The organism is Aeromonas sp. 5HA1, from assembly GCF_029237245.1.
In the GTDB taxonomy this organism is placed as follows: Bacteria; Pseudomonadota; Gammaproteobacteria; order Enterobacterales; family Aeromonadaceae; genus Aeromonas; species Aeromonas salmonicida.
In genome coordinates, this window is record NZ_JAACFW010000024.1 from 13,978 (window position 1) to 34,542 (window position 20,565).

Here is a 20,565-nt window from a genome sequence, read left to right on the forward strand (position 1 = left end):
CCCATGCTACGTCATCCTCCACTGAACAGCTTCATCAGTTTATTGAGCAGATCACGCTGTTGCGGTGGTTGCTTCATGGACTCCGCCTCCCTTGCCAACAGTGTCTGCTGCTCCTGCTCGCGACTGCTCAGCACCCGATAGAGCGGCTCGACCAGAGACTCCCTGTGCATCACCAGCTCCTGGAACATGGCCTGATTGATGCGGTAGGTTTCAACGGTGCCGAGTGCCCGCACCGTGAAGGGACTGGGGTCGCCGGTGAGCAGGCTCAGCTCGCCGAAGAAGTCGCCGGTATTGAGGGTGCCGAGCGGCAATTCACGCCCCTCCACCTTGACCAGCATTTCAGCTTCTCCTTTGACCAGCACAAACAGCCAGCCGGAAACCTCCCCCTGCTCCAGCATGATGTCGCCACTGACGAAGGGGGCGAATTTGACCTGATCGGCGAGCTGGATCAGCTCATCCTCCTGCAACATGGCAAACAGCGGCAACTTGCGCAGGGTGGCGGTGCGCTCGACTGTGTGGCGCTTGTGGCGGGCATCCTGATGCTGTTTCTCCTTGGCCATGAAGACATTGAAAATGGGGGGGGTGAGACGCCGGTCGTTACGGCGCAGGGCGGCATCGATCAGGCTGCGCACCATGGAATCGGTCGGGTCGTCCCGCGCCAGGTCGGTCAGCCAGTAGCGAACGGCATAACGGGCAATTCCCCCTTCCACATTCATCAACAGACAGTCGGGTTGAGGATATTTGGCCACACAGGGCAGATTGGTTTCCCGCAAGGACTTCTCGATCAGGGCGATGATCTGGGTCGGCAATGTATCCAGGGTCAGATCGAACCAGACCCAGCGCCGCCATTGGAGGGGGGCATTTTGTCGCCGTCCCAGCACGGTGAAACGCTGCTTGAGCAAGTGGCTGTTGGGGATCACCACGGTTTCCCAGTTGCGGGTCTCCATGGTGGTGGCGCGCCAGTTGATCTCCACCACCCGGCCCTGGATGGCTTCCACCTGCAACCAGTCACCGATGGCGATGGAGTTGTCCAGCTGGATGGAGACTCCAGCCAGCAGGTTGCCCAGTGTGTCCTGCATGGAGAAGGCGATGATGGCGGTGATGACGGCCGAGGTGGTGACTATCTCGCCAAGGGCCATGCCGGAAGCGTATAGCCGGAACAGGCACCAGCTGATGTAGCCGATGGTGATGACGATGTCCGCTATGATGCGCGGTATGCGGATCTGGCACAGGGGCAGCAGAAACTGGAACAGCAATATGCCCCAGACCTTCACCAGCACCAGACCGGCCAGCAGACTGGAGATCTCCACCAGCCAGCGGTGAGGAAGAGGCAGGCGGAACCAGCCTCCCTCGAACTGGATCAGCAGGATCACGACCATGCTCATCATGACGAAGCCGAGCTCGGAAATCAGCTCGCGCCGCCGCCCCGGGCTGCGCAGAAAATGGGTGATGAGCAAGAACAGGGTAAGCAGGGTCCAGAACGGGTGTTCGCCAATCCATTGCAAGGTAGGTAGGGCAACGAAATTATCGCTAAACATAACAGCCCCTTATCGTTGGATATTTCCAGCATAGCTGGTTAGACAAGGGTAAAGGGTGCGCTGGCGACACGATTTATTTATGCTGTTGTCAGTCTCGACAGGAGAGTGCGACTTGGTGCAATTAACAAAGAAAATCATCTGCTTGGTGGCATTGTTGCCACTGGCTGGATGCGATCTGTTCACTGACAGATACAGGGTCGAGTTCAGGGATGGCTCCTGGCGCGAGATTGCCATTACCCCTTTCTCCGACGAGGCCCGCTGGCTTGAGGGGTGTGCCACCGGCGAGGTGCTGACCGATATGACGCTGCCGCTGAAACGGGGCAAGGTGGTGGATGGTCGTGAACAGATGCTCATCGGTGGCGAGCTGTTCGAGCTCGACGATGACAACCTTTACCGCAGCAACGGCATGGTGTTTGGCCACACGCCGGATCATATCCAGCGCGGGCTCAAGGGCATGGATGTGTGCAGCACTATGCGTCCCGAGCGCGGTGGCTTGCCCAAGCTCAAGCCGCGTGGGTTCGGTGACTAGTTGTCGGGAGTGGCATCACGGCGTTGGCGGCAGGCGTCACCAAAGGCCTGGAAGATCTTGATGGAGTGGGGATTTTCGGTCGCCTTCCACTCAGGATGCCACTGTACCGCCAGCAGGAAGGGGGAGAGGGTGGGGGCATGAATGGCCTCGACCAGCCCGTCTTCGGCATGGGCCAGCGGCTCAAGCCCCTTTGCCAGCGTCTTGATCCCCTGTCCATGCAGCGAGTTGACGGGGATAGCAGGTTGCCCCATCAGATCTGCAAACCAGCTGCCGGGCACCAGTTCAATCTGGTGACTCTCCCCGTACTGTTCATCGACCGGGTCGTCTGAATCTTCCCTGTGGTCGTCAAAGCCGGGTTCGCTGTAGACCTTCTGGTGTATGTCGCCCCCGAGGGCCACGTTGATCTCCTGCATGCCGCGACAGATCCCGAGGATTGGCAGACCGCGATCGAGAGCGGCACGTACCAGCGGAATGTCGAACAGATCCCTGTCTCTGTCCTGCTGCTTCTCCGGGGTAAGGTTCTCCTGGCCATAGAGGGCAGGATCTATGTTGGATCCGGCGCCGCTCAAATAGACGCCATCAGCCAGATCCAGATACTGCGCCAGGTCTTCCGTTCCGCAGCAGGTGGGGACCAATAGTGGCACGCAGCCACTGATGTCCACCAGGGGCGTGATGTATTTGTGGGTCATCACCTGATAGGCGTGACCGTTGCGGGGCTGGGCGCCCATTGTCATCAGTACGACGGGTTTACGCGGGGTGTGGGGGATGCGAGTCATGATTCACCTTGGCTATCCTTTGCGGTCCTGCGCCTTGGGAAGGCCCTTGCTGCCAGCGAGAGGGCAAGGGCATGCCTCAAGGCATGGTCGTGGGATCAGGGTCGTGCCGCAGTACCAGAATCGTCGGTCAGCCTGGGCAATGACGGCCTGGATCCTGATCCCAGTCTGCCAAGGCCGTTCAATATGTCAAACGAAATGATGCTGAAATGTTAATCGCCATGAGCGGCACACAGGCTCGAGTCCCTTTTATAGGGGCCTTGACGGGATGCAGTGGGTATGAAGGGGATACTCGTGGTGGATATATTAAACATTTGGTCAGGTTGGCCGGATAGCAGAAGGGGCCCTGGTGGAGGCCCCTTGTTTGGCTCAGGCGTTCAGGATGAACCGTTCGATCACCTGGGCGACACCATCCTCGTCGTTGCGGCCCGTGATGTGTTGGGCCAGCGCCTTGATTTCATCTGTGGCGTTGCCCATGGCCACCCCCAGTCCTGCGTATTCAATCATGTGATGGTCGTTGCCTGCATCCCCCACTGCGATGACCTGGGAGGCGTCAAGGCCCAGATGTTCGGCCAGTGCGGCGACCCCTGTGCCCTTGTTGCTCTGCTTGTTCATGAATTCGAGGAAGAAGGGGGCGCTCTGCACCACAGTGTAGCGTTGGTACAGCTCGGCTGGCAGGCGTTCGATAGCGCGGGAGAGCCGGGGTGGCTCGTCGATCATCATCACCTTCATGATCTGTTCGTCGGCCGCCAGAGTGGCAAAATCGATCAGATTGATGGGCATGCCGATGAGGCGGGATTCGTGCTCTGTATAGGTGCTGACTCTGGGACTGATGAGGCCCTGACTGACCGAGAAGCCGTGTACGTTCACCTCCAGCTCGTCGGCCAGTCTGGCGATGGCGCTGGCGTCGCTTCCGGTGAGCAGCTGGCTGCGAATGATGCGCTGGTCGGCAACCTGCTGCACCAGAGCGCCGTTGTAACAGATGACGTAGTCATCCTGCCCCGTGAGGCCGAGCTCTACCAGATAGCGGCTCATCCCTTCCAGGGGGCGGCCCGAGGCAAGCACCACTGTCACTCCCTTGGCGCGGGCGGCGGCAATGGCGGCGTGGGTGCGGGGTGAAATCTGGCCCTGGGGGTTCAGCAGGGTGCCATCCATATCCAATGCGATCAGCTTGTACATCTCTCACTACCTGAAGTCTGGCTGGCCCGCCCTATGGGGCCAATGGGAGGCCGAGTGTAGCGAAAATCGCCGTCTGGATCACGGATTGACGGGATGGATTCCGAGGATTGGGCGCCCGCTCGCAAGGTGGAAGGGCAATGAGGAGAGGGCCGGTTGTCTCCGGCCAGGGTCATTTTTGCGGTACGTAAGGGGTCAGCTGCACCTGATCTTCGCGAATGGCAAAGTGGATGGGGCCATGCTCGATATCGACCCGACAGTGATAGTGGGCCATCTCCACCTCGACCCCGGAGAAGACCCGTTGGGTGGCGATGATATCCATCTCCGCCATCAGCTTTTGCAGCTCCTCCTGAGCTGCCTCCAGCTGCTCATCCAGCAGCTTGCTCTCCTCGAGATGCTTGGTACGGATCAGCTTTATCTTCTGCAGGGTCTCGGGGTTGCGTTTGTCGCTGGGCAACTGCAACAGCTTGAGCAGCAGATCCTGCAGCTTGTCCAGCTGGGCCCGGCACTCCTGCTTGCGCTGGCGCAGGGCCAGCTCCTGCTCCTTGTGGGTGAAGTAGCCGCCAAGGATCTGCAACTTGGTGTGGTTGGCCGCTGAGGCGCCCAGAATGGGGGCCATGATGAGGCGATTGGCAATGCTGGTGCCGCCGAGCAGATGCCCTTTGCGCATATTGGTGTCGCCCACTTTGATGTCTTGCCCGCTGCAACTGTAACAGTGGTTGAGCTGGCTCTGGATCTGGATGTCGCCCCCTGCCTCCAGCTTGGCGTACTGGGCATAACTGGCGTGGATCTCGCCCTGGGCACTGAGGCGGCACAGGTATTCCCCCTGCTCGTTGCGCCTACCTATGATGCCATGGCGTACCGTTATGCTGCCGCCAGCTTCGATCTCGGCCCCTTCGATAAAACCACCGATGACGATGTCGCCACTGACCTTGACCTTCATGCCGGGCTGGACGTCGGCATTGACGATGAGCCCCCCTTCAAAGGTGATATGGCCATGGCGAGCATCCACCTGCTTGACACTCAAGACCTCATCTACCTTCATGCCCGCTTTTTCCTTGCAGGGGAGGCCGGCCCGGCTGGCAAGCAGCAAATCCGGATCGTCAGGGGAGAGACAAGTGCCATCGCCTGCGCTCATGGCGCTGTCTTTGCCATCTTTGGCGGGCAGATCCTGGCCCGTGACGGTAAAACCGGGCACCCCCTTGGTCGCAGGGTGGCGTCGCATCAACTGGGCACCGGCTTTGACCGTGACTATGGTGCCCAGATCCCGCATGTCGACCCGGCCATTATCTTGTTCTTGGGGCTTGAGGATCCGCTCGGCGGGTGTCTCCACCAGCAGCTCCAGATGGGTGTCCTTGCCATTGACCGCAGCCTGGCCCAGCGCCACCGGCAACTTGAGCAAGGAGCCCGGTGCCGCCTCCCTGGCGGTCTGTATGGCTGCGGCAATGAGCGCATCCTGAATTCCCTGGTTGGCCTCGCTGGCCTGGATTGCCAGCTCCAGCTGTTCTGTGGTGAGACACTTGCCACCCCAATCGGCGGTTATCTGGGCGATGGCGCTCATCCGGTCCTTCTCGACGATCAGCGTGACACGGGCATCGTGGCGCTGGGCAATGGGGACTGGGTTGCGGGGCAGCGGGGCGGCCGGGTTGCTCAACAGGGTATTGAGCAAGCTGATGGCCTGCTTGATCCCCTCCGGCAGCGGCTGGTAGCGGCGACAGTTGGAGGCCTGCAACAACGCCAGGATGTTGCTCTCCGAAACGGGTTTGGTCAGCCCGGGCACGATGCGCAGACAGGCGTATTCCATATCGGCTGATAACAGTAACCACTCTTTGCTTAACACCCGGCTCCCTTACTCTCGCCATGATCTCCAGTGAGATCGCTACTTGCTTCCATTTAATCGGCTTTTTATTAAAAACGCGAGTCATCAACATCACGCCGGTCTGCAGTATTCGGGTATTTCTCTTTTTGGGTCAACGCGCTAAGTACAAATGGGTGAGCTGGGGCGAGGAAATCAGGGATGACAGCGGGTATGCTGACCACTCAAGGAACCGGCTTGTCAGTGAGAGACGTGTCGGCCCAGCGTCCCGGAATGCTTTGTATCGGGACGAGATTGAAGGTCACGAGAGGAGTGTCGATCTTGCGTCATTGTCTGTTGCCTTTAGGCCTGTTTAGCCTGCTGACTGCCTGCCAGCCACAGGTTTCTACCACGGCGCTCGGTACGCTGGAGCGGGATCGGGTGCTGCTGACCGCCACCGCCAGCGAGATTATCCGGGCCTTGCCGGTGGCCCAGGGGAGCATGGTGGAGGAGGGGACCCTGCTGGCAAGGCTGGACGATCGCCGCCAGCAGGCGGTGCTGGCCCGTGCCCGTGCCGGGGAGGCGCAAGCTCGTGCTGCCCTCGCCCGCATGACCAATGGCGAGCGACCGGAGGACATTGCCGCCGCCCGTGCCAATCTCGACAAGGCCGAGGCCAATGTCAGGGAGAGCGAGCGCAACTTCGTGCGCATCGACCGACTGGTGCGTCAGAAGCTGGTCAGCCCGGCGGATCTCGACAAGGCCCGCGCCCTGCGCGACGGCGCGCTGGCCGAGCAGGATGGGGCCCGCCAACAGCTCGACAAGTTGGCCCGTGGCGTACGCAGCGAAGACATTGACGAGGCCGATGCTGCCTTGCAGGCAGCCGGTGCCGAGGTAGCGTTGGCCGAACGGGAGCTGGCGGATCTCTCCATCACTGCCACTCGCAGTGGCCGGCTCGACAGCCTGCCCTATCATATCGGCGAAAGGGTGTCGGTCGGTGCCGTGCTGGCCGCCATTCAGGCGGATCAGGCGCCCTACGCCCGGGTCTATGTGCCTGAGCCCTCCCTCGCCAGTTACCGCATCGGCCAGCCGGTGCGGGTGGTGGTGGATGGGGTGGCCGAGCCGCTCACCGGCCGGTTGCGCTGGATCTCGAAAGAACCGGCTTTCACTCCCTACTACGCCCTCAACGAACAGGACAGGGCCCGACTCGTCTATCTGGCCGAGATAGACCTGCCCGACGGGGCGCAGGATCTGCCGAGCGGCTTGCCGCTGCAGGCCGATCCCGGCGATGAGAGGTCCGCTCATGAGTGAGCTGGCGATCCGAGCCAAGGGTGTCAGCCGGCGCTTTGGCGATTTTCTGGCGGTGAACGGGCTGGATCTCTGCGTGCCCAGAGGGCAGATCCACGGTTTTCTTGGCCCCAACGGCTGCGGCAAATCCACCACACTGCGCATGCTGACCGGCCTGCTCACTCCCTCGGCGGGAGAAGTGGAGGTGTTGGGTCTGAGCATTCCGAAACAGGCTGAAGCGCTCAGGCGCCGGATCGGCTACATGACCCAGAAGTTCTCCCTCTATGACGAGCTGACGACCTGGGAAAATCTGGAGTTTATGGGGCGCATTCACGGCATGGCTGGCCAGTCGTTGACGGCGCGCCTGCACGCGTTGCTGGAGACCTATGAACTGACGTCGCTGACGCGGCAGCGGGCCGGTGCCATGAGTGGCGGCCAGAAGCAGCGGCTGGCGCTGGCGGCGGCAGTGATCCACCATCCGGACCTGTTGCTGCTCGACGAACCCACCTCGGCGGTGGATCCGCAGAACCGGCGCGATTTCTGGGAGAAACTGTTCGATCTCAGCGAAGGGGGCACCACCATACTGGTGACCACCCACTACATGGACGAGGCGGAGCGCTGCCATGCGCTGGCCATCATGGAGGCGGGGCAGGTACGTGCCCAGGGGTCACCACAGGCGCTGATGGATGCCATGAGCACCCGGGTGGTGGAAGTGCAGACCAGCGACTTGCGGTTGCTCAAGCAGCAGTTGCTGCAGCTGACACAGGTGCGATCCGCCGCCCAGCTTGGCCAGCGGTTGCGGGTGCTGGTGGACAAGGAGCTGGCTGAACCGGTTGCCTGGTTGCAGCAGGCCTGCCCAGCGTTGGCCGGTGCCGCCATGGCGCTGGTCAGACCCAGCCTGGAGGATGTGTTCGTCAGCTGCACCGGTCAGGAGCCGAGGGCATGAACAGTCTGCGACGGCTCTGGGCCATTATCCAGCAAGAACTCAGGCAGCTGGCACGGGACAGACTGACCTCTGGCACTGTGGCGGTGATGAGCCCTGAAGGAGCGAGTCGATGAACAGTCTGCGACGGCTCTGGGCCATTACCCAGAAAGAGCTCAGGCAGCTGGCGCGGGACAGATTGACGTTTGGCATGGTGGTCATGATACCCCTGATCCAGCTGCTGCTGTTCGGCTACGCCATCAACACGGATGTGCGCCACATACCGGTGGGGTTGGTGGAGATGAGCCAGAGCGTGCCGGGACGGCTGCTGGTGGAGGCGGTGAAGGCGAGCCAGGTGGTGCGTATAGAGCGTCATTACGTGGGGGTACAGGAGGCGGAGGCCGCCCTGACCCGGGGCGAGGTGCGGGCCGTGCTGGTGCTGCCCCCTGACTTGAGCCGCCGCCTCAGCGCCGGTGAGACGGCAGGGCAGTGGCTGGTGGATGGCTCGGATACCATGATAGCCGGGGCCCTGCTCGGCCTTCGCAACATGCCGCTCTCCGATCTAAAACCGGGCCTTGAATCTGCCCCACCCACTTTCGAGACGGTGCTCTACTTCAATCCGGCTAGGCGATCTGCGGTCAACATAGTGCCCGGTCTGCTCGGGGTGATCCTCACCATGACCATGATCATGTTCACCTCGGCGGCCATAGTGCGCGAACGGGAGCGCGGCAATCTGGAACTGCTCATCACTACCCCGGTCAGCTCCATGGAGCTGATGCTTGGCAAGATACTGCCCTATATCGGCGTGGGGCTGGTCCAGGTGGCCATCATACTCGGGCTCGGCCACTTCATCTTTGACGTACCGATCAACGGGGCACTCAGTCAGGTGCTGCTGGCGACCCTGTTGTTTATTGCCGCCAGCCTGACTCTGGGGCTGCTCATCTCCACTCTGGCCCAGACCCAGTTGCAGGCGATGCAGATGACGGTGTTCATACTGCTGCCATCCATATTGCTGTCGGGCTTCATGTTTCCCTACGAGGGGATGCCGGTGGCGGCCCAGTGGATTGCAGAGGTGCTGCCTGCCACCCACTTCATGAGGCTGATCAGGGGCATAGTGCTGCGGGGCGGGGAGCTGTCGGAGTTGCTGACGGATGTGCTCTGGCTGGCGGGGTTCACCCTGCTGGTGCTGACCCTGGCCGCCCACAGGTTCAAGAAGAGTCTGGATTGAAGCGTACGCCGATGCCAGATGCGCGGGTAGCGGCGTTTGATGCCTAGCTGCTGCGCTGCGCCGTTCTGGGCAGGGTGAGATAGTCGCCAAGCACGGGCAAGCCTTGCAGGTGGCGGCGCAGCATGTCGAGGGCGGCGAAGGCGAGGATCTTGCGTCGGCTATCGGGGTCCGGATGGTTGACCCTCACCGTCTGGCCGGTCTGCTGCCCATGGGCGCAGAGCAGCAGCGGCACGCCGTCAGCCCCCTCTTGTCCTATGGTCAGATGCAAGCCCGCTGTGGTGCCGGGCAGCAATGCCAGCTCGCTGGCAAGATGGGGGCTGTAGTGAGCCTCCAGCCGGGGATGATCGTGGCAGAGTGCAAGCAGGGCACCCCGGCTCTCCCCCTCCAGCAGCGTCAGCGGTTTGTCCCCCAGCAGGGTCAGGATCTGCTGCGTGGGTTCGTCATTCCCGCGTCCCACCAGCCAGGGCTGGATGGCTGCGAGCAGTCGCGCCTCGGCGGCCTCCATGTCTACCCTGGTCGCACCGTGACCGATGAGTTTCAGCTCGATCAACGGCATGGCGGAGCGATAACCCAGCTCTATGCCTGCCGGCCAGGGCGCCGCATCCAGCATGTCCGAGAGGGCCGATTCCGAAATGCCGAAGCTGTAGAAACGGCGCAGCTCGGTATCGGTCTGTGCGCCAGCCAGCTGTTTGAGGCGCGGCAAAATCTGCTCGCGCACCATCTGCTTGAACTCGAACGGTACGCCCGGGGTGAAGAAGAGCTGACTCCGGCCCTGGCTGTTCATCTGACTGACCACGAAACCGCAGGCGGTGCCGACCGGGTTGTCCAGGATATCGCACCCCTGTGGCAGCCAGGCCTGCTTGGCGTTGCTTTGCGCCATGGGGCGGCCCCGACTGGCGTAGCGCGCCTCTATGGTGGCCAGCCACTCAGGGAACAGCGTTAGCGGTTGTCCGAACGCTTCGGCTGCCGCCTGCGCTGTGAGGTCATCGGCGGTGGGGCCCAGACCGCCGCATACCAGCACCACGTCGGCGCGGCTGGCGCTCTCCTGCAGCACGGTTTTCAGGTCGGCGAGGTTGTCCCCCACTGTGGCGCGGCGGCGCACCTGCCAGCCCTGATCCAGCAGCAGGGCGCTGAGCCAGGCGGCATTGGTATCCACCACCAGCCCAGTCACTATCTCGTCTCCGGTACTGATGATCTCGATACGCATGGGGGCTCCTTGGGCTGGGGAAGTGAACTGGGACGGCCATGCACCATGGCCGGGGCAATCAGGGTTTGGCTTGCTCGAAGTAGTAGCTGATCCGGGTACGCGGATTGAGGTATTCAAACACGGCTGGCGGCAGTCGTTTGGGGTGGATTACCTTGGCGATGGACAGCTCGGCCTGCTGCAAATCTATGATGACAGCCTCCTGGCGAGGGATGCGCGGATCGTACACCAGCACAGAGGGGTAGAGCAGGCGGGAGGCATTGACCGACATCACCAGTCCCACCTGACCGTTGGAGAGCTGCACCACGCTGCCTGGCGGGTATATGCCCATCAGCCGGATCAGCATGCTGAGGTATTCAGGGTTGAACTGGGCCTTGCGCTGTTTGTAGAGGCCGCTCAGGGCCGAGTAGGGCACCTTGGCCTGCAGGTGGCAGAGGTTGTCGTACTCGTTGATCAGCGACACCATCTGGGTGAGCGGGTCTAGTTGCCCACCCTTGAGCCCCTCGGGCCCGCTGCCATCCAGATATTCGTGGTGATGCAGCACGATTCCTTTCGCCTCGGCGGGGAAATCCTTGGCCAGATTGAGCAGATCCAGGCCGTAGCGTGAATGCTGGGCCATCAGGTTCTGCTCCGGCTTGGTGAGTGGTTCTGTCTTGCGCAGTATCTGGCTCGGGATCTTCAGCTTGCCGATGTCGTGGAACAGGGCGCCCATGCCGACCTGGCGAATTTCGTCGGCCGACATGTTGCACTCCTTGGCCAGCAGCATGCTGAGCACGCTGACGTTGAGGGAGTGGAAGTAGAGGTTGTTGCTATCTTCGCTGTCAGAGACCAGGTGCAGCACCATCTCATCCACCGCCAGCAGTTGCTCCGTCATGGCGTTGATCAGCTCCTGGGCCTCGCCGATGGCGTTGAGGGGACGGGACTGGATCTTGCTCATGACGCTGCGTACCTGCGCCAGAGATTGCTGGAACTGCTTCTCGCACTGCTGCAAATCACGACGATACTGTTGCAACTGCTCGATGCGCTGCTCTTTATCCCGCTGCATCTCGGCCTGGCGCAGCGAGGTGTCCGGCACCTCGGCAGGCTGTGCCTGGAGCTGGCTCAGTGGCTTGGGCGGCGCATCGCTCTTGTCCGGAATGATGGTGACCATCTTGAGCCCGAGCCGACGGATCAACTCTATCTCTTCTTCATTCTTGAGTTTGAAGCTGGAAAACAGGAAGGGGTGTTCGCGCCAACCCAGTGGCAGAGAGACGAAATTGCCGACTTGCAGTCGGTCTACGGAAATTTTGATACCTGTCATTGTCTTGGCTGCGAGAGACACACTGAGCCGTATGCTAGTCAAAGGTGGGGGTGAATACAAAAGGTATCTGATGACAGGCTGGGTGGCTTTGTTATAGGCTTCTGGATGTCCAGACATATTTACCGATGCAGTACAGGGAGTAAGCATGCCGATCAAGATCCCGGATCAGTTACCTGCCGCCGAAGTGCTGGGGCAGGAGAACATCTTCGTGATGACGGAATCCAGGGCCGTCACCCAGAACATCCGCCCATTGCGGGTGTTGATCCTCAACCTGATGCCCAAGAAGATTGAAACCGAGATCCAGCTGATGCGGATGCTCTCCAACTCGCCGCTGCAGGTGGACGTGGATTTGCTGCGGATCGACGATCGGGAGTCAAAGAACACGCCTCAGGCCCATCTCGAGAACTTCTATCACGATTTCGAGCAGGTTCGCGGCAACAACTATGACGGCATGATCATCACGGGGGCACCGCTCGGGCTGGTGGAGTTCGAGGAGGTGGTCTATTGGCCGCGCATCGTCGAGATCATAGAGTGGTCCCATCAACATGTGACCTCGACCCTGTTCCTCTGCTGGGCCGTACAGGCGGCGCTCAAGGCCCTGTATGGCATGGAGAAGCAGACCCATGGCGAGAAACTGTCCGGTGTCTATCGCCATCATCGCCTCGATGAGAACGAGCCGCTGCTGCGCGGTTTCGACGACGAGTTCGTCGCGCCTCACTCCCGCTATGCGGCCTTCGACGGGGATCTCATCCGTGCCCACACCGACCTGCAGATCTTTGCCGAGTCCGAGGAGGCGGGGGTCTACCTGGCGGCCACCAAGGATTGTCGTCAGGTATTTGTCACCGGCCACCCTGAATACGATGTGCTGACCCTGGATGGAGAGTATCAGCGGGATCTGGCTGCCGGGCTCGACCCCGTCATTCCGGTCAACTACTACCCGAACAATGATCCGGCCCAGCCGCCGCGCGCCAGCTGGCGCAGCCACGGCCATCTGTTGTTTTCCAACTGGCTCAACTACTACGTCTACCAGCTCACCAGCTATCGGGTGGAAGATATCGGCAAGGTGTTTACCTACCAGCAACCCAAGTAGGGCCAGCGGTCAGGGTCAGTCGGCCTGATCCAGCCGCGTGGCCAGGGCATCCAGCCATTGGCGATGCGCCGGCAGGGTGAAGGCCTTGGGCCTGTGGGCCTTGATGGCGGCCATGGCCTCCTGTTGTGGCTGGCCGAGGGAGATCAGCAGGGCGGCCGCAACCAGACCGGTGCGGCCGCTGCCCCCCTGACAGTGGATGACCAGATGCTTGCCATCGTGCAGCAGCGCGCTCAGTTGTGGCAACGCCAGCTGCCAGGCGTGTTCGAAGGCGGCATCGGGGGCCTGATCGTCTTCGATGGGCAGGTGGAACCAGCGCATGCCTTCCTGCTCGACCTGACGACCGAGATGCGCCAGATCCAGCTCTGCCAGCTCGGTGGCGGTCATGAGCGTCACTACCCCGTGGGCACCGGCAAACCTCAGCTGATCCAGTGCCAGTGGCAGCGGTACCTGCTGGGTGCCGGGGCAGGGGGTCAGCAGCAACTGGCCATCGACGCGGGGCACTTCCTGGCTCCAGAAGGGATGAGACGAGTACATAAAGGTCCTTATGAGGCCTGCAAGGGGGAGGGGGCCTGACATGGCCCGGATCCTGAGTGCGCCAAAGCATAGGGGGTGCTGTCTCTATGTCAATCTGCGTTGTGTTCGGCCCGGTTTACGGGCAGAGTCTAAAAAATTGATCGGTTCAAGGAGTTAAGATGAGAAACCTGGATCAACTGGATTTGGATATCCTGGCCCATCTGTTTCGCGATGCGGGCATGACCAACAAGGATCTGGCTGCCCTGGTCGGGGTGGCTCCGTCCACCTGCCTGGAGCGGGTGCGCAAGCTGCAGCAGGACGGGGTGCTCAAGGGGGCACATTGCGAAGTGGATCATCAGGCGCTGGGTGGTCATATCCAGGCCATGGTTTCGCTGCAACTGGCGCGCCACAGCCGCCAGATCATCGATGCCTTCCGCGATGCCATACTGGCGCTGCCCGAGGTGATCAGCCTGTTTCACATGGGCGGCAAGGATGACTTTCTGGTGCATCTCTGTGTCGCCGATACCGAGCACCTGCGCAACTTCGTGTTCGATCACTTCACTTCACGGGAAGAGGTAGTGCACCTCGAAACCTCGCTGGTGTTCGAGCACAGATTCAGCCGTTCCCTGCCCTGTTTCCTCAATATCTGATGGCGTGTCTCGCCCAACATAAAACCCGCCAACTGGCGGGTTTTATGTTGTTGCGTTGGCGGGGTCAGTTCAGCACTGTCCGGGTATCCGGCGCCGTCTGGTAGAGCCCTTTCTGGTAGGCCAGACTCCCCCACAGCGCCAGCCCGAGGGCGGCATCCTTCATGGCATCAGGTTGCGGTGCAGGTGTGAGGGTTTCGCTGGCATCCTCATAGATGAAGCCTTGCGCCGGACGCTCCGGTTGCAGGATCACCACATCCTTGCCCCGCATCAGGGCGAAGTTTTTGTCGTACTGCATGATGGCGCGCCCCGGCCAGTCGGCTGGCATGCGGGTCAGATCCTTGCCCAGCATGGGATAGTCGGCGCTTATCCCCATCAGGGAGAGCAGCGTCGGTGCCATGTCGATCTGGCTGACGATGCGCGGGTCCTGCTTCGGGGCTATGCCGTCACCGACGATGACGCCGGGAATGTGGAAGCGGGGGATGGGGACCAGACTGTCACCGCCAACCCGACTGTCGTGGTCGGCGATGACCAGAAACAGGGTGTCTTTCCAGTAGTCGGACTGCTTCGCCTTCTTGAAGAACTCGCCGATGGCGTAGTCCGCGTACTTGGCGGCGTTGTTGCGGGTCTGCTTGGGTTGTTCGTAGAGATCGATGCGATCGTCAGGGAATTCAAAGGGATCGTGGTTGCTGGAGCTGAACACCAGGCTGAAGAAGGGCTTGCCCTCCTTGTGCAGTGCCTTGAAGGTCTCGTCTGCCTTGGTCATCAGGTCCTCGTCGGAGGCGCCCCATGACCCCTCGAATACCGGGTTCTTGAAGTCTTTCTGCTCGACTATGGTGGTGAAGCCGTTGCCGAGGAAGAAGCTGCGCATGTTGTCGAAATGGCTCTCGCCACCATAGATGAAGCTGGTGTCGTAGCCGCGTTGCTTGAGCAGATCCGCGATGGTAAAGAAGTTGGTCTGGCTCTTGCCTAGCTTGACCACGGCCTGGGCCGGGGTCGGCGTGAAACCGGTCAGCACAGCTTCTATGCCGCGCACCGAACGGGTGCCAGTGGCGTAGAGCTGCTCGAATGCCCAACCCTGTTGCGAGAGCGCATCCAGATTGGGGGTGAGTGGCAGACCGCCGAGGGAGCCGACGAACTGGGCTCCCAGGCTCTCTTGCAACAGGATCACCAGATTCTTGGGTTGGCCGCTATAGCTGGCTTCGTTGAAGGTCTGGCTGGGCAGGGCCGTCGAGCTGAAGTCATGGAGCTCGCGGCCGCTCTCCTGGCGAATGAGGTCGAGGATCTGTTGCCGAGGCAACTGGCCATAGAACTGGCTGGCATCCTCTTCGCCCCCCATCTGCTTGATGGCGAAAAACACCGAGTAGGCGGAGTTGACGGTGAGGGCATTGATCAGAGGGTCGCTGGCAAAGGCGACCATGGCCGGATTCAGAGGGCGATGACCCAGACTGGAGCGGGCGCCGAGGAAGCCTATGGCGAGAATGAGCAGGGCGAAGGCCGGGCGCAGATACCAGCGGGGGAAGCTGAGTCCGCGCAGCAGACGACCGCTCAGCCACCAACCTCCTCCCAGGGTCAGCAGGCTGAACAACATGGCGATCAGCAGTTCACCCTTGCGGCCGGCCCACAGCATGGAGAGCACTTCTTTCGGATAGATGAGGTACTCCACATAGAGGCGGTTGGGCCGCACGCCGTACTCGGTCACGAAAGAGGGAGTGGAGATCTCGAGGAAGAGCATCAGCCAGAGTCCCAGCGTCAGCCAGACCCTGATGAGTTGCAACCAGGCCCGGCCAATGGCGTGGGGCCCGGCCAGCAGCATGGTCAGCATGGCGGGGACACCCCATATCCAGCAGAGGGTCGCGATATCGACCCGCAGCCCTTGCAGCAGCATCTCTGGCCAACCTGCGACGGCATCGACCCGTTCCAGTTGCCACACGCCGAGGCCGACTCGGCTGGCGGAGAGAGAGACAAGCGCGATAAATGAAAAAACGGCGATGGGCCAAAACGGTCCCAGCCATTGTTTGATAGTGGTCATTGTTGTTCCTACAAGCCTGTTTGCACCCGTCCTCGGGCACATTGTTTTTATATTGCAGGGTTATGACCTTGTGCTTGGGGAAAGGTTGCATCAGGTGCCGGTAAAAGAGATGTTCTGGCACGATTTATGCCTTTTATGTGACAAGACGCAGGGATTGAAGACAGCATAAATGGCTGGAAAAAGTGTGATCCGTCCTGCAAAGCGGCGCTGGGGGCTTGTTTATAATGGCGCCGAATTTTCTCAATCGGAGCCGAAGGGATGCCGGTCTTTATCGATGTGGAATATTTGCAGGGATGGCGGCTGTTTGTGGTGCTTTCCGACGGTACCACGGGAGCGCTGGATCTGGCCCCCTGGCGCGCACAGCCCCTGTTTGCGGCGCTGGATTCTGAGCGGCGCTGTGCCAGGGTCTTCATCAACCGCCGTCATCAGCTGGAATGGCCCGCTGGCTGCACCCTCTCGGCCCACGAGGTGTATCACCTGATCAAACCCATCAATGAGCGGGAGGCGTTCAACTAACTCTCTTTTTTGTGAGCCATCCCCAGATTCCTGTAACTGGAATGTTTGTCCGTTTGCCTTCTCTACCCAATTTGGGTAAAACCTGCGCAACATTTTGCCAACCCTCTCTTGCCGTCGCCTGACAAGGCTTGCCACATCTTGGTCGCAGGCCTTTTTTACGGCCAGACGGCAAACCTTTCCCCAGCAGAAAGGTTTGTTGGTAGAGGTTAAAAAAACAAGATAAACAGATAGATAAGGAAAATTCATGGCTCATTTTATGCGGACCCCTCTCGCCTTGCTGGTGGGCGGCCTCGCCTGCCACGGCGCAGCCGGTCAGGAGCAGGTGCAACGGCTGGAGCCCATGGTGGTGGTTGCCAGCCGCCCGACCAGCACTCTGGAAGTGACGCTGGATCCCAAGAAGCCGGGGTCCCCCATGCCTGCCGCCGATGGCGCCGGTTATCTGAAGAACGTCACCGGCATGAGCATGGTGCGCAAGGGGGGGCTGGGGGGAGACCCCGTGCTGCGGGGGATGGGCATGTCCCGCCTCAACGTGCAGATGGATGGCGGCATGCTGGCCGGCGGCTGTGGCGGTCGCATGGACCCGCCCACCGCCTATGTGTTTCCCCAATCTTTCGACCGGATACGGGTGTTGAAGGGGCCGCAATCCCTGGAGCAGGGTGCCACCCTGGCGGGAACCGTGCTGTTCGAGCGAGACAGACCCGAGTTCAGTGCTCCCGGTGTCAAGGCCGAAGCCTCGGCGCTGTATGGCAGTTCCGGTCGTGACGACCAGATGCTGGATGCCACCGTCGGCGCCCCCGAGGGCTATCTGCGCGGCCAGTTCACCCACTCCGACAGCGATGACTACCGCGATGGTCATGGCGACAAGGTGCGCTCCTTCTATCGCCGGGAAAACGGCACGGCCCAGCTGGGCTGGACGCCGGGCGACAACACCCTGCTCGAGCTGACCGCCGAGCGCAGCAACGCCCGCGCCGCCTACGCGGATCGCATGATGGATGGCCCCATGTTCGACCGGGAGTCTTTCGGTCTCAAGTTCAAGCAGGAGGCGATCAGCCAGCAGTGGCGCCGCAGTGAGCTGACGCTGTGGGACAACGACATAGACCACATCATGGACAACTTCAGCCTGCGGCCAAACAGCGGCATCAAGATGCTTTCCAACCCGGATCGTCGCAATACCGGCGGCCGCTGGGCCAACGATATCGCCCTGCCGGCCGACTGGTTGCTGACCGCCGGACTCGATGCCAACCGGGATCAGCACAGGGCCCGCAGCGGTGTGGATTACGCCAGCCAGCCTCGCCAGCGTACTTTGCGATTCGAACAGCAAGGCTGGTTCAGCGAGCTGGGTCGCCAGCAGGGGGCCCACAGCTACAAGGGGGGTTATCGTCAGGATCGGGTGGAGACCACCAAATATGGCGCCGGCGATCAGACCCTCTATAGCGACAAGCTGGTGCTCGACAGCGGCTTTGGCCGCTACGAATACCAGTGGTCGCCAGCCTGGTCGAGCTATCTGGCCTGGGGCCAGGCCGAGCGGGCACCGGATTACTGGGAGCGCAGCAAAGACAGCGTCCCCTTTACCCTCAACCCCGAGCGCAGCCGCCAGTGGGATGCCGGGCTGGCCCTGCGCAGCCGCGATCTGGATCTGACCTTCTCCCTGTTCAGTGCCGACATCAAGGACTACCTGCTCTATCACAGCAAGTCGAACCAGGTGCGCAACATAGAGGCTCAGACCCGGGGCGGCGAGCTGGAAGGGCGCTGGCAGTTTGCCGAACAGTGGCGCCTCGATGGTGGTCTGGCAGTGGTCTACGGCGAAAACCAGAGCGACAGCAAGCCGCTGGCCCAGATGCCGCCACTCGATGGCAAGCTGGCCCTGGGCTGGCAGCCGGATGAGGACTGGAGCTTTACGCTGCTGGGGCGCGCCGTCGCGGCGCAGAAGAGGGTCGATGTGGGATCTGGCACAGTGGCCGGTCAGGATCAGGGGGAGACACCTGGTTTCTTCACCATGAACCTGAGCGGTGCCTGGCAGGTGAGCGAAGGGTGGCAGTTGTCCGCCGGTATCGACAACCTGTTCGATACCTTCTACTACGAGCACCTCTCCAAGTCGGTACACGCCAGCCAGGCGGGGTTGGGGTATGAGCAGATTGGTCGTATTCCCGAGCCGGGCCGCGCCTTCTGGCTGTCAGTCAACTATCGCTTCGCCTCTGCCGGCGTGCTTTGAACCGGGTTCGTGCCAACTGTCAGTCAGAGGGGCTCTAATTGACTGAAGCGGGTAACGTTTTCAGTCACAGACCCGCAGTGGTGAGCTGGGTATCATGACCTCAAGGGTGGCGCGCTCTGCGCCAGCACCACCACAGCGGGAAGATAACAATGAAACAAGGACGTTTGCGCTATGGCGGCCTGCTCGGGGCCGCCTTGTTCCTGACGGCGTGCGGCAGCGGGGGCGGTGGCTCCAGCAGCGAGGCTCAGCCACCCGTGGTCAATCCACCTGTGACCTCGGCCAGTCGCGCCTGTTATGGCAATGACCAGGCCGCCTGCAACCTGAGAACCTATCAGGTGATGGTGGAGTCTTTCGTCGATGGCGACAGCGCCGCCAACTATGGCGTCGGTTATGGCCCCTCCGGGCACAACGGCGATCTGCAAGGGATCATCGACAGCCTGGATCACATCAAGAGTCTCAACGTCAACGCCATCTGGCTCACCCCTGTATTTGACTCCTGCGCGGGTCAGGGGGGAGATGACAAGCTGGATGCTACCGGCTACTTCGCCTGTGATTTTTTCACCGTGGATCCCAACTTTGGCAGCAATGCCCAGCTCAAACAGCTGGTGGATGCGGCGCACCAGCGCGGCCTTTACGTCTTTCTCGATGGCGTGTTCGGTCACGTCAACAAGGTGGGAGTGAGCAAGCCGTCGCCAGAGGGGCGTCAGCCTGTGCTCAAGAGCGGGGGGGCCGGTTATCCCGGTCAGCTGGTGGATTACAGCCAACCCGAGAGCCTCGCCTACTTCAAGGAGGTGGCGCGTTACTGGGTCGAACAGTACGGCATCGACGGCTGGCGACTGGATCAGGCCTATCAGCTGGGGCTGGACGAATGGCGTGCCATTCGCGGCGAGGTCGAACAGGCCAGTGCGGCACGCAAGGCGGCGGGCCAGCAGTGGGGCACCCTGGGCTACATGGTGGGTGAGGTATGGAAGAGTGCTGACGAGATCCGGGCTCAGGCCTATGGCCCGAGCGACAATCCGGCGCTCTCCTCGGCGTTCGACTTCCCGCTGCGCTACGGCATAGTACAGGCGCTGGCGGTGGAGGAGTCCGGCAAGGGCGGGCAGGGGGCCAGCGTGCTGGATGCCAGCTGGAACAAGGTGGAGAGCTATCCGAACCACGCCATGCCCAATCTGATGCTGGGCAACCACGATTTGGTACGCTTCGGTGACCTGCTGGAGCGGGGAAATTTCAATCCGGCGGACTACTGGCAGCGCCACAAGGCGGCCTTCAGCTTCCTCGCGGCTCGCTCAGGCCCCATCACCTTCTATTACGGCGAGGAGTTTGGCGACGAGGTACCGGGCTTTGCCAAGCAGGTGAGTGGCGACTGTGCGGCGCAGGGACTCTGTGACGATCACGTGGCCCGCAGCGATGGCAAGGTGCCCGGTGTCACCGGTTTCGTGCCGAGCAGCGATCAGGTCGAACTCAAGCAGTGGCTCAGCCAGTTGCTGGCGATGCGCGCCACGCATCCCGCCCTCTATCAGGGGGAGCGAGTTAAGCTGGTGGCCGATGGCAGCGTTTATGGCGACATCAAACAGACGGCGGCAGAGCAGATTGTCTACCTGCTCAACGTCTCCACCACGCCTCAAAGCTATGCCCTGCCGGTCGGCAAACTGCGTAGTGGCAGTGCCCTGGTGGATCTGCAAAGCGGCGAGAGTCTGGCGCTGGGTGGCAGCAGCGTGACGGTGGACTTGCCACCGCTGAGCGGTCGCTTCCTGCTGTTGCAATAAGGCTGGCGAGTAACAACAAGGGCTCCAGTCTGGAGCCCTT

17 protein-coding genes are annotated in these 20,565 nt (G+C 61.3%); 9 read left to right on the forward strand and 8 right to left on the reverse strand.

Features of this window, described 5'->3' with window-relative positions:
• Positions 1-11: 11 nt before the first annotated feature.
• Positions 12-1,538 carry a mechanosensitive ion channel family protein gene (locus GWQ27_RS18460; protein ID WP_275907996.1) on the reverse strand — a complete coding sequence of 509 codons (1,527 nt, stop codon included), beginning with the start codon at positions 1,536-1,538 and terminating at the stop codon, positions 12-14.
• A gap of 115 nt (positions 1,539-1,653) precedes the next feature.
• Between GWQ27_RS18460 and GWQ27_RS18465 the strand changes: the two genes are divergently transcribed.
• Positions 1,654-2,067, forward strand: a complete 414-nt coding sequence (locus GWQ27_RS18465) for a hypothetical protein (RefSeq protein WP_192873393.1) — start codon at positions 1,654-1,656, stop codon at positions 2,065-2,067.
• Here the strand turns inward: GWQ27_RS18465 and GWQ27_RS18470 are convergent.
• The 3 genes from GWQ27_RS18470 to GWQ27_RS18480 all read right to left on the reverse strand — a co-directional run bounded on the left by GWQ27_RS18470 (position 2,064) and on the right by GWQ27_RS18480 (position 5,856).
• Positions 2,064-2,843 carry a gamma-glutamyl-gamma-aminobutyrate hydrolase family protein gene (locus GWQ27_RS18470; RefSeq protein ID WP_021138950.1) on the reverse strand — a complete coding sequence of 260 codons (780 nt, stop codon included), beginning with the start codon at positions 2,841-2,843 and terminating at the stop codon, positions 2,064-2,066. The genes GWQ27_RS18465 and GWQ27_RS18470 overlap by 4 nt on opposite strands.
• A gap of 366 nt (positions 2,844-3,209) precedes the next feature.
• Complete coding sequence (gene yidA / locus GWQ27_RS18475; RefSeq protein WP_169047284.1) at positions 3,210-4,019, reverse strand: sugar-phosphatase; 810 nt, start codon at positions 4,017-4,019, stop codon at positions 3,210-3,212.
• Between the two features lie 169 nt (positions 4,020-4,188).
• Positions 4,189-5,856 (reverse strand): FapA family protein, encoded by a 1,668-nt coding sequence (locus GWQ27_RS18480; protein WP_337589937.1) that lies wholly within the window; start codon positions 5,854-5,856, stop codon positions 4,189-4,191.
• A 288-nt stretch (positions 5,857-6,144) separates the two neighbouring features.
• Between GWQ27_RS18480 and GWQ27_RS18485 the strand changes: the two genes are divergently transcribed.
• The 3 genes from GWQ27_RS18485 (at position 6,145) to GWQ27_RS18495 (ending at position 9,245) form a co-directional block, all read left to right on the forward strand.
• A complete protein-coding gene (locus GWQ27_RS18485) occupies positions 6,145-7,119 on the forward strand; it encodes an HlyD family efflux transporter periplasmic adaptor subunit (RefSeq protein ID WP_275907997.1) in 975 nt (324 codons plus the stop codon).
• Positions 7,112-8,041: an ABC transporter ATP-binding protein gene (locus GWQ27_RS18490; RefSeq protein WP_275907998.1), complete on the forward strand. Its 930-nt coding sequence runs from the start codon at positions 7,112-7,114 to the stop codon at positions 8,039-8,041. The genes GWQ27_RS18485 and GWQ27_RS18490 overlap by 8 nt, the downstream gene beginning before the upstream one ends.
• 109 nt (positions 8,042-8,150) lie before the next feature.
• Entirely contained in the window at positions 8,151-9,245 is a 1,095-nt protein-coding gene (locus GWQ27_RS18495; RefSeq protein ID WP_275907999.1) for an ABC transporter permease, read from the forward strand.
• A 43-nt stretch (positions 9,246-9,288) separates the two neighbouring features.
• Here the strand turns inward: GWQ27_RS18495 and GWQ27_RS18500 are convergent, their stop codons facing one another.
• Entirely contained in the window at positions 9,289-10,452 is a 1,164-nt protein-coding gene (locus tag GWQ27_RS18500; protein WP_275908000.1) for a CinA family nicotinamide mononucleotide deamidase-related protein, read from the reverse strand.
• 58 nt (positions 10,453-10,510) lie between these two features.
• The gene (locus GWQ27_RS18505) at positions 10,511-11,749 is read right to left on the reverse strand and encodes a DUF3391 domain-containing protein (protein ID WP_219598292.1); all 1,239 of its coding nucleotides are present in this window, start codon (positions 11,747-11,749) and stop codon (positions 10,511-10,513) included.
• 145 nt (positions 11,750-11,894) lie between these two features.
• On the opposite strand from GWQ27_RS18505, the gene metA reads away from it, so the two are divergent.
• Positions 11,895-12,839 (forward strand): homoserine O-succinyltransferase, encoded by a 945-nt coding sequence (gene metA, locus GWQ27_RS18510; RefSeq protein ID WP_021138958.1) that lies wholly within the window; start codon positions 11,895-11,897, stop codon positions 12,837-12,839.
• A gap of 15 nt (positions 12,840-12,854) precedes the next feature.
• On the opposite strand, the gene GWQ27_RS18515 is transcribed toward metA, so the two are convergent.
• The gene (locus tag GWQ27_RS18515) at positions 12,855-13,373 is read right to left on the reverse strand and encodes a cyclin-dependent kinase inhibitor 3 family protein (protein WP_234591795.1); all 519 of its coding nucleotides are present in this window, start codon (positions 13,371-13,373) and stop codon (positions 12,855-12,857) included.
• Between the two features lie 158 nt (positions 13,374-13,531).
• Between GWQ27_RS18515 and GWQ27_RS18520 the strand changes: the two genes are divergently transcribed.
• On the forward strand, positions 13,532-14,002 hold the full coding sequence (locus GWQ27_RS18520) for an Lrp/AsnC family transcriptional regulator (protein WP_021138960.1): 471 nt from the start codon (positions 13,532-13,534) through the stop codon (positions 14,000-14,002).
• Positions 14,003-14,066: 64 nt separating this feature from the next.
• Here the strand turns inward: GWQ27_RS18520 and GWQ27_RS18525 are convergent, their stop codons facing one another.
• Positions 14,067-16,031 (reverse strand): LTA synthase family protein, encoded by a 1,965-nt coding sequence (locus GWQ27_RS18525; RefSeq protein ID WP_275908001.1) that lies wholly within the window; start codon positions 16,029-16,031, stop codon positions 14,067-14,069.
• Between the two features lie 258 nt (positions 16,032-16,289).
• Here GWQ27_RS18525 and GWQ27_RS18530 point away from each other — a divergent pair, with 258 nt between their 5' ends.
• The 3 genes from GWQ27_RS18530 (at position 16,290) to GWQ27_RS18540 (ending at position 20,525) form a co-directional block, all read left to right on the forward strand.
• The gene (locus GWQ27_RS18530) at positions 16,290-16,547 is read left to right on the forward strand and encodes a DUF2442 domain-containing protein (protein WP_005316103.1); all 258 of its coding nucleotides are present in this window, start codon (positions 16,290-16,292) and stop codon (positions 16,545-16,547) included.
• Positions 16,548-16,791: 244 nt separating this feature from the next.
• A complete protein-coding gene (locus tag GWQ27_RS18535; RefSeq protein ID WP_275908002.1) occupies positions 16,792-18,759 on the forward strand; it encodes a TonB-dependent copper receptor in 1,968 nt (655 codons plus the stop codon).
• A gap of 149 nt (positions 18,760-18,908) precedes the next feature.
• Positions 18,909-20,525: an alpha-amylase family protein gene (locus GWQ27_RS18540; protein WP_275908003.1), complete on the forward strand. Its 1,617-nt coding sequence runs from the start codon at positions 18,909-18,911 to the stop codon at positions 20,523-20,525.
• The last annotated feature ends 40 nt before the right edge of the window (positions 20,526-20,565 follow it).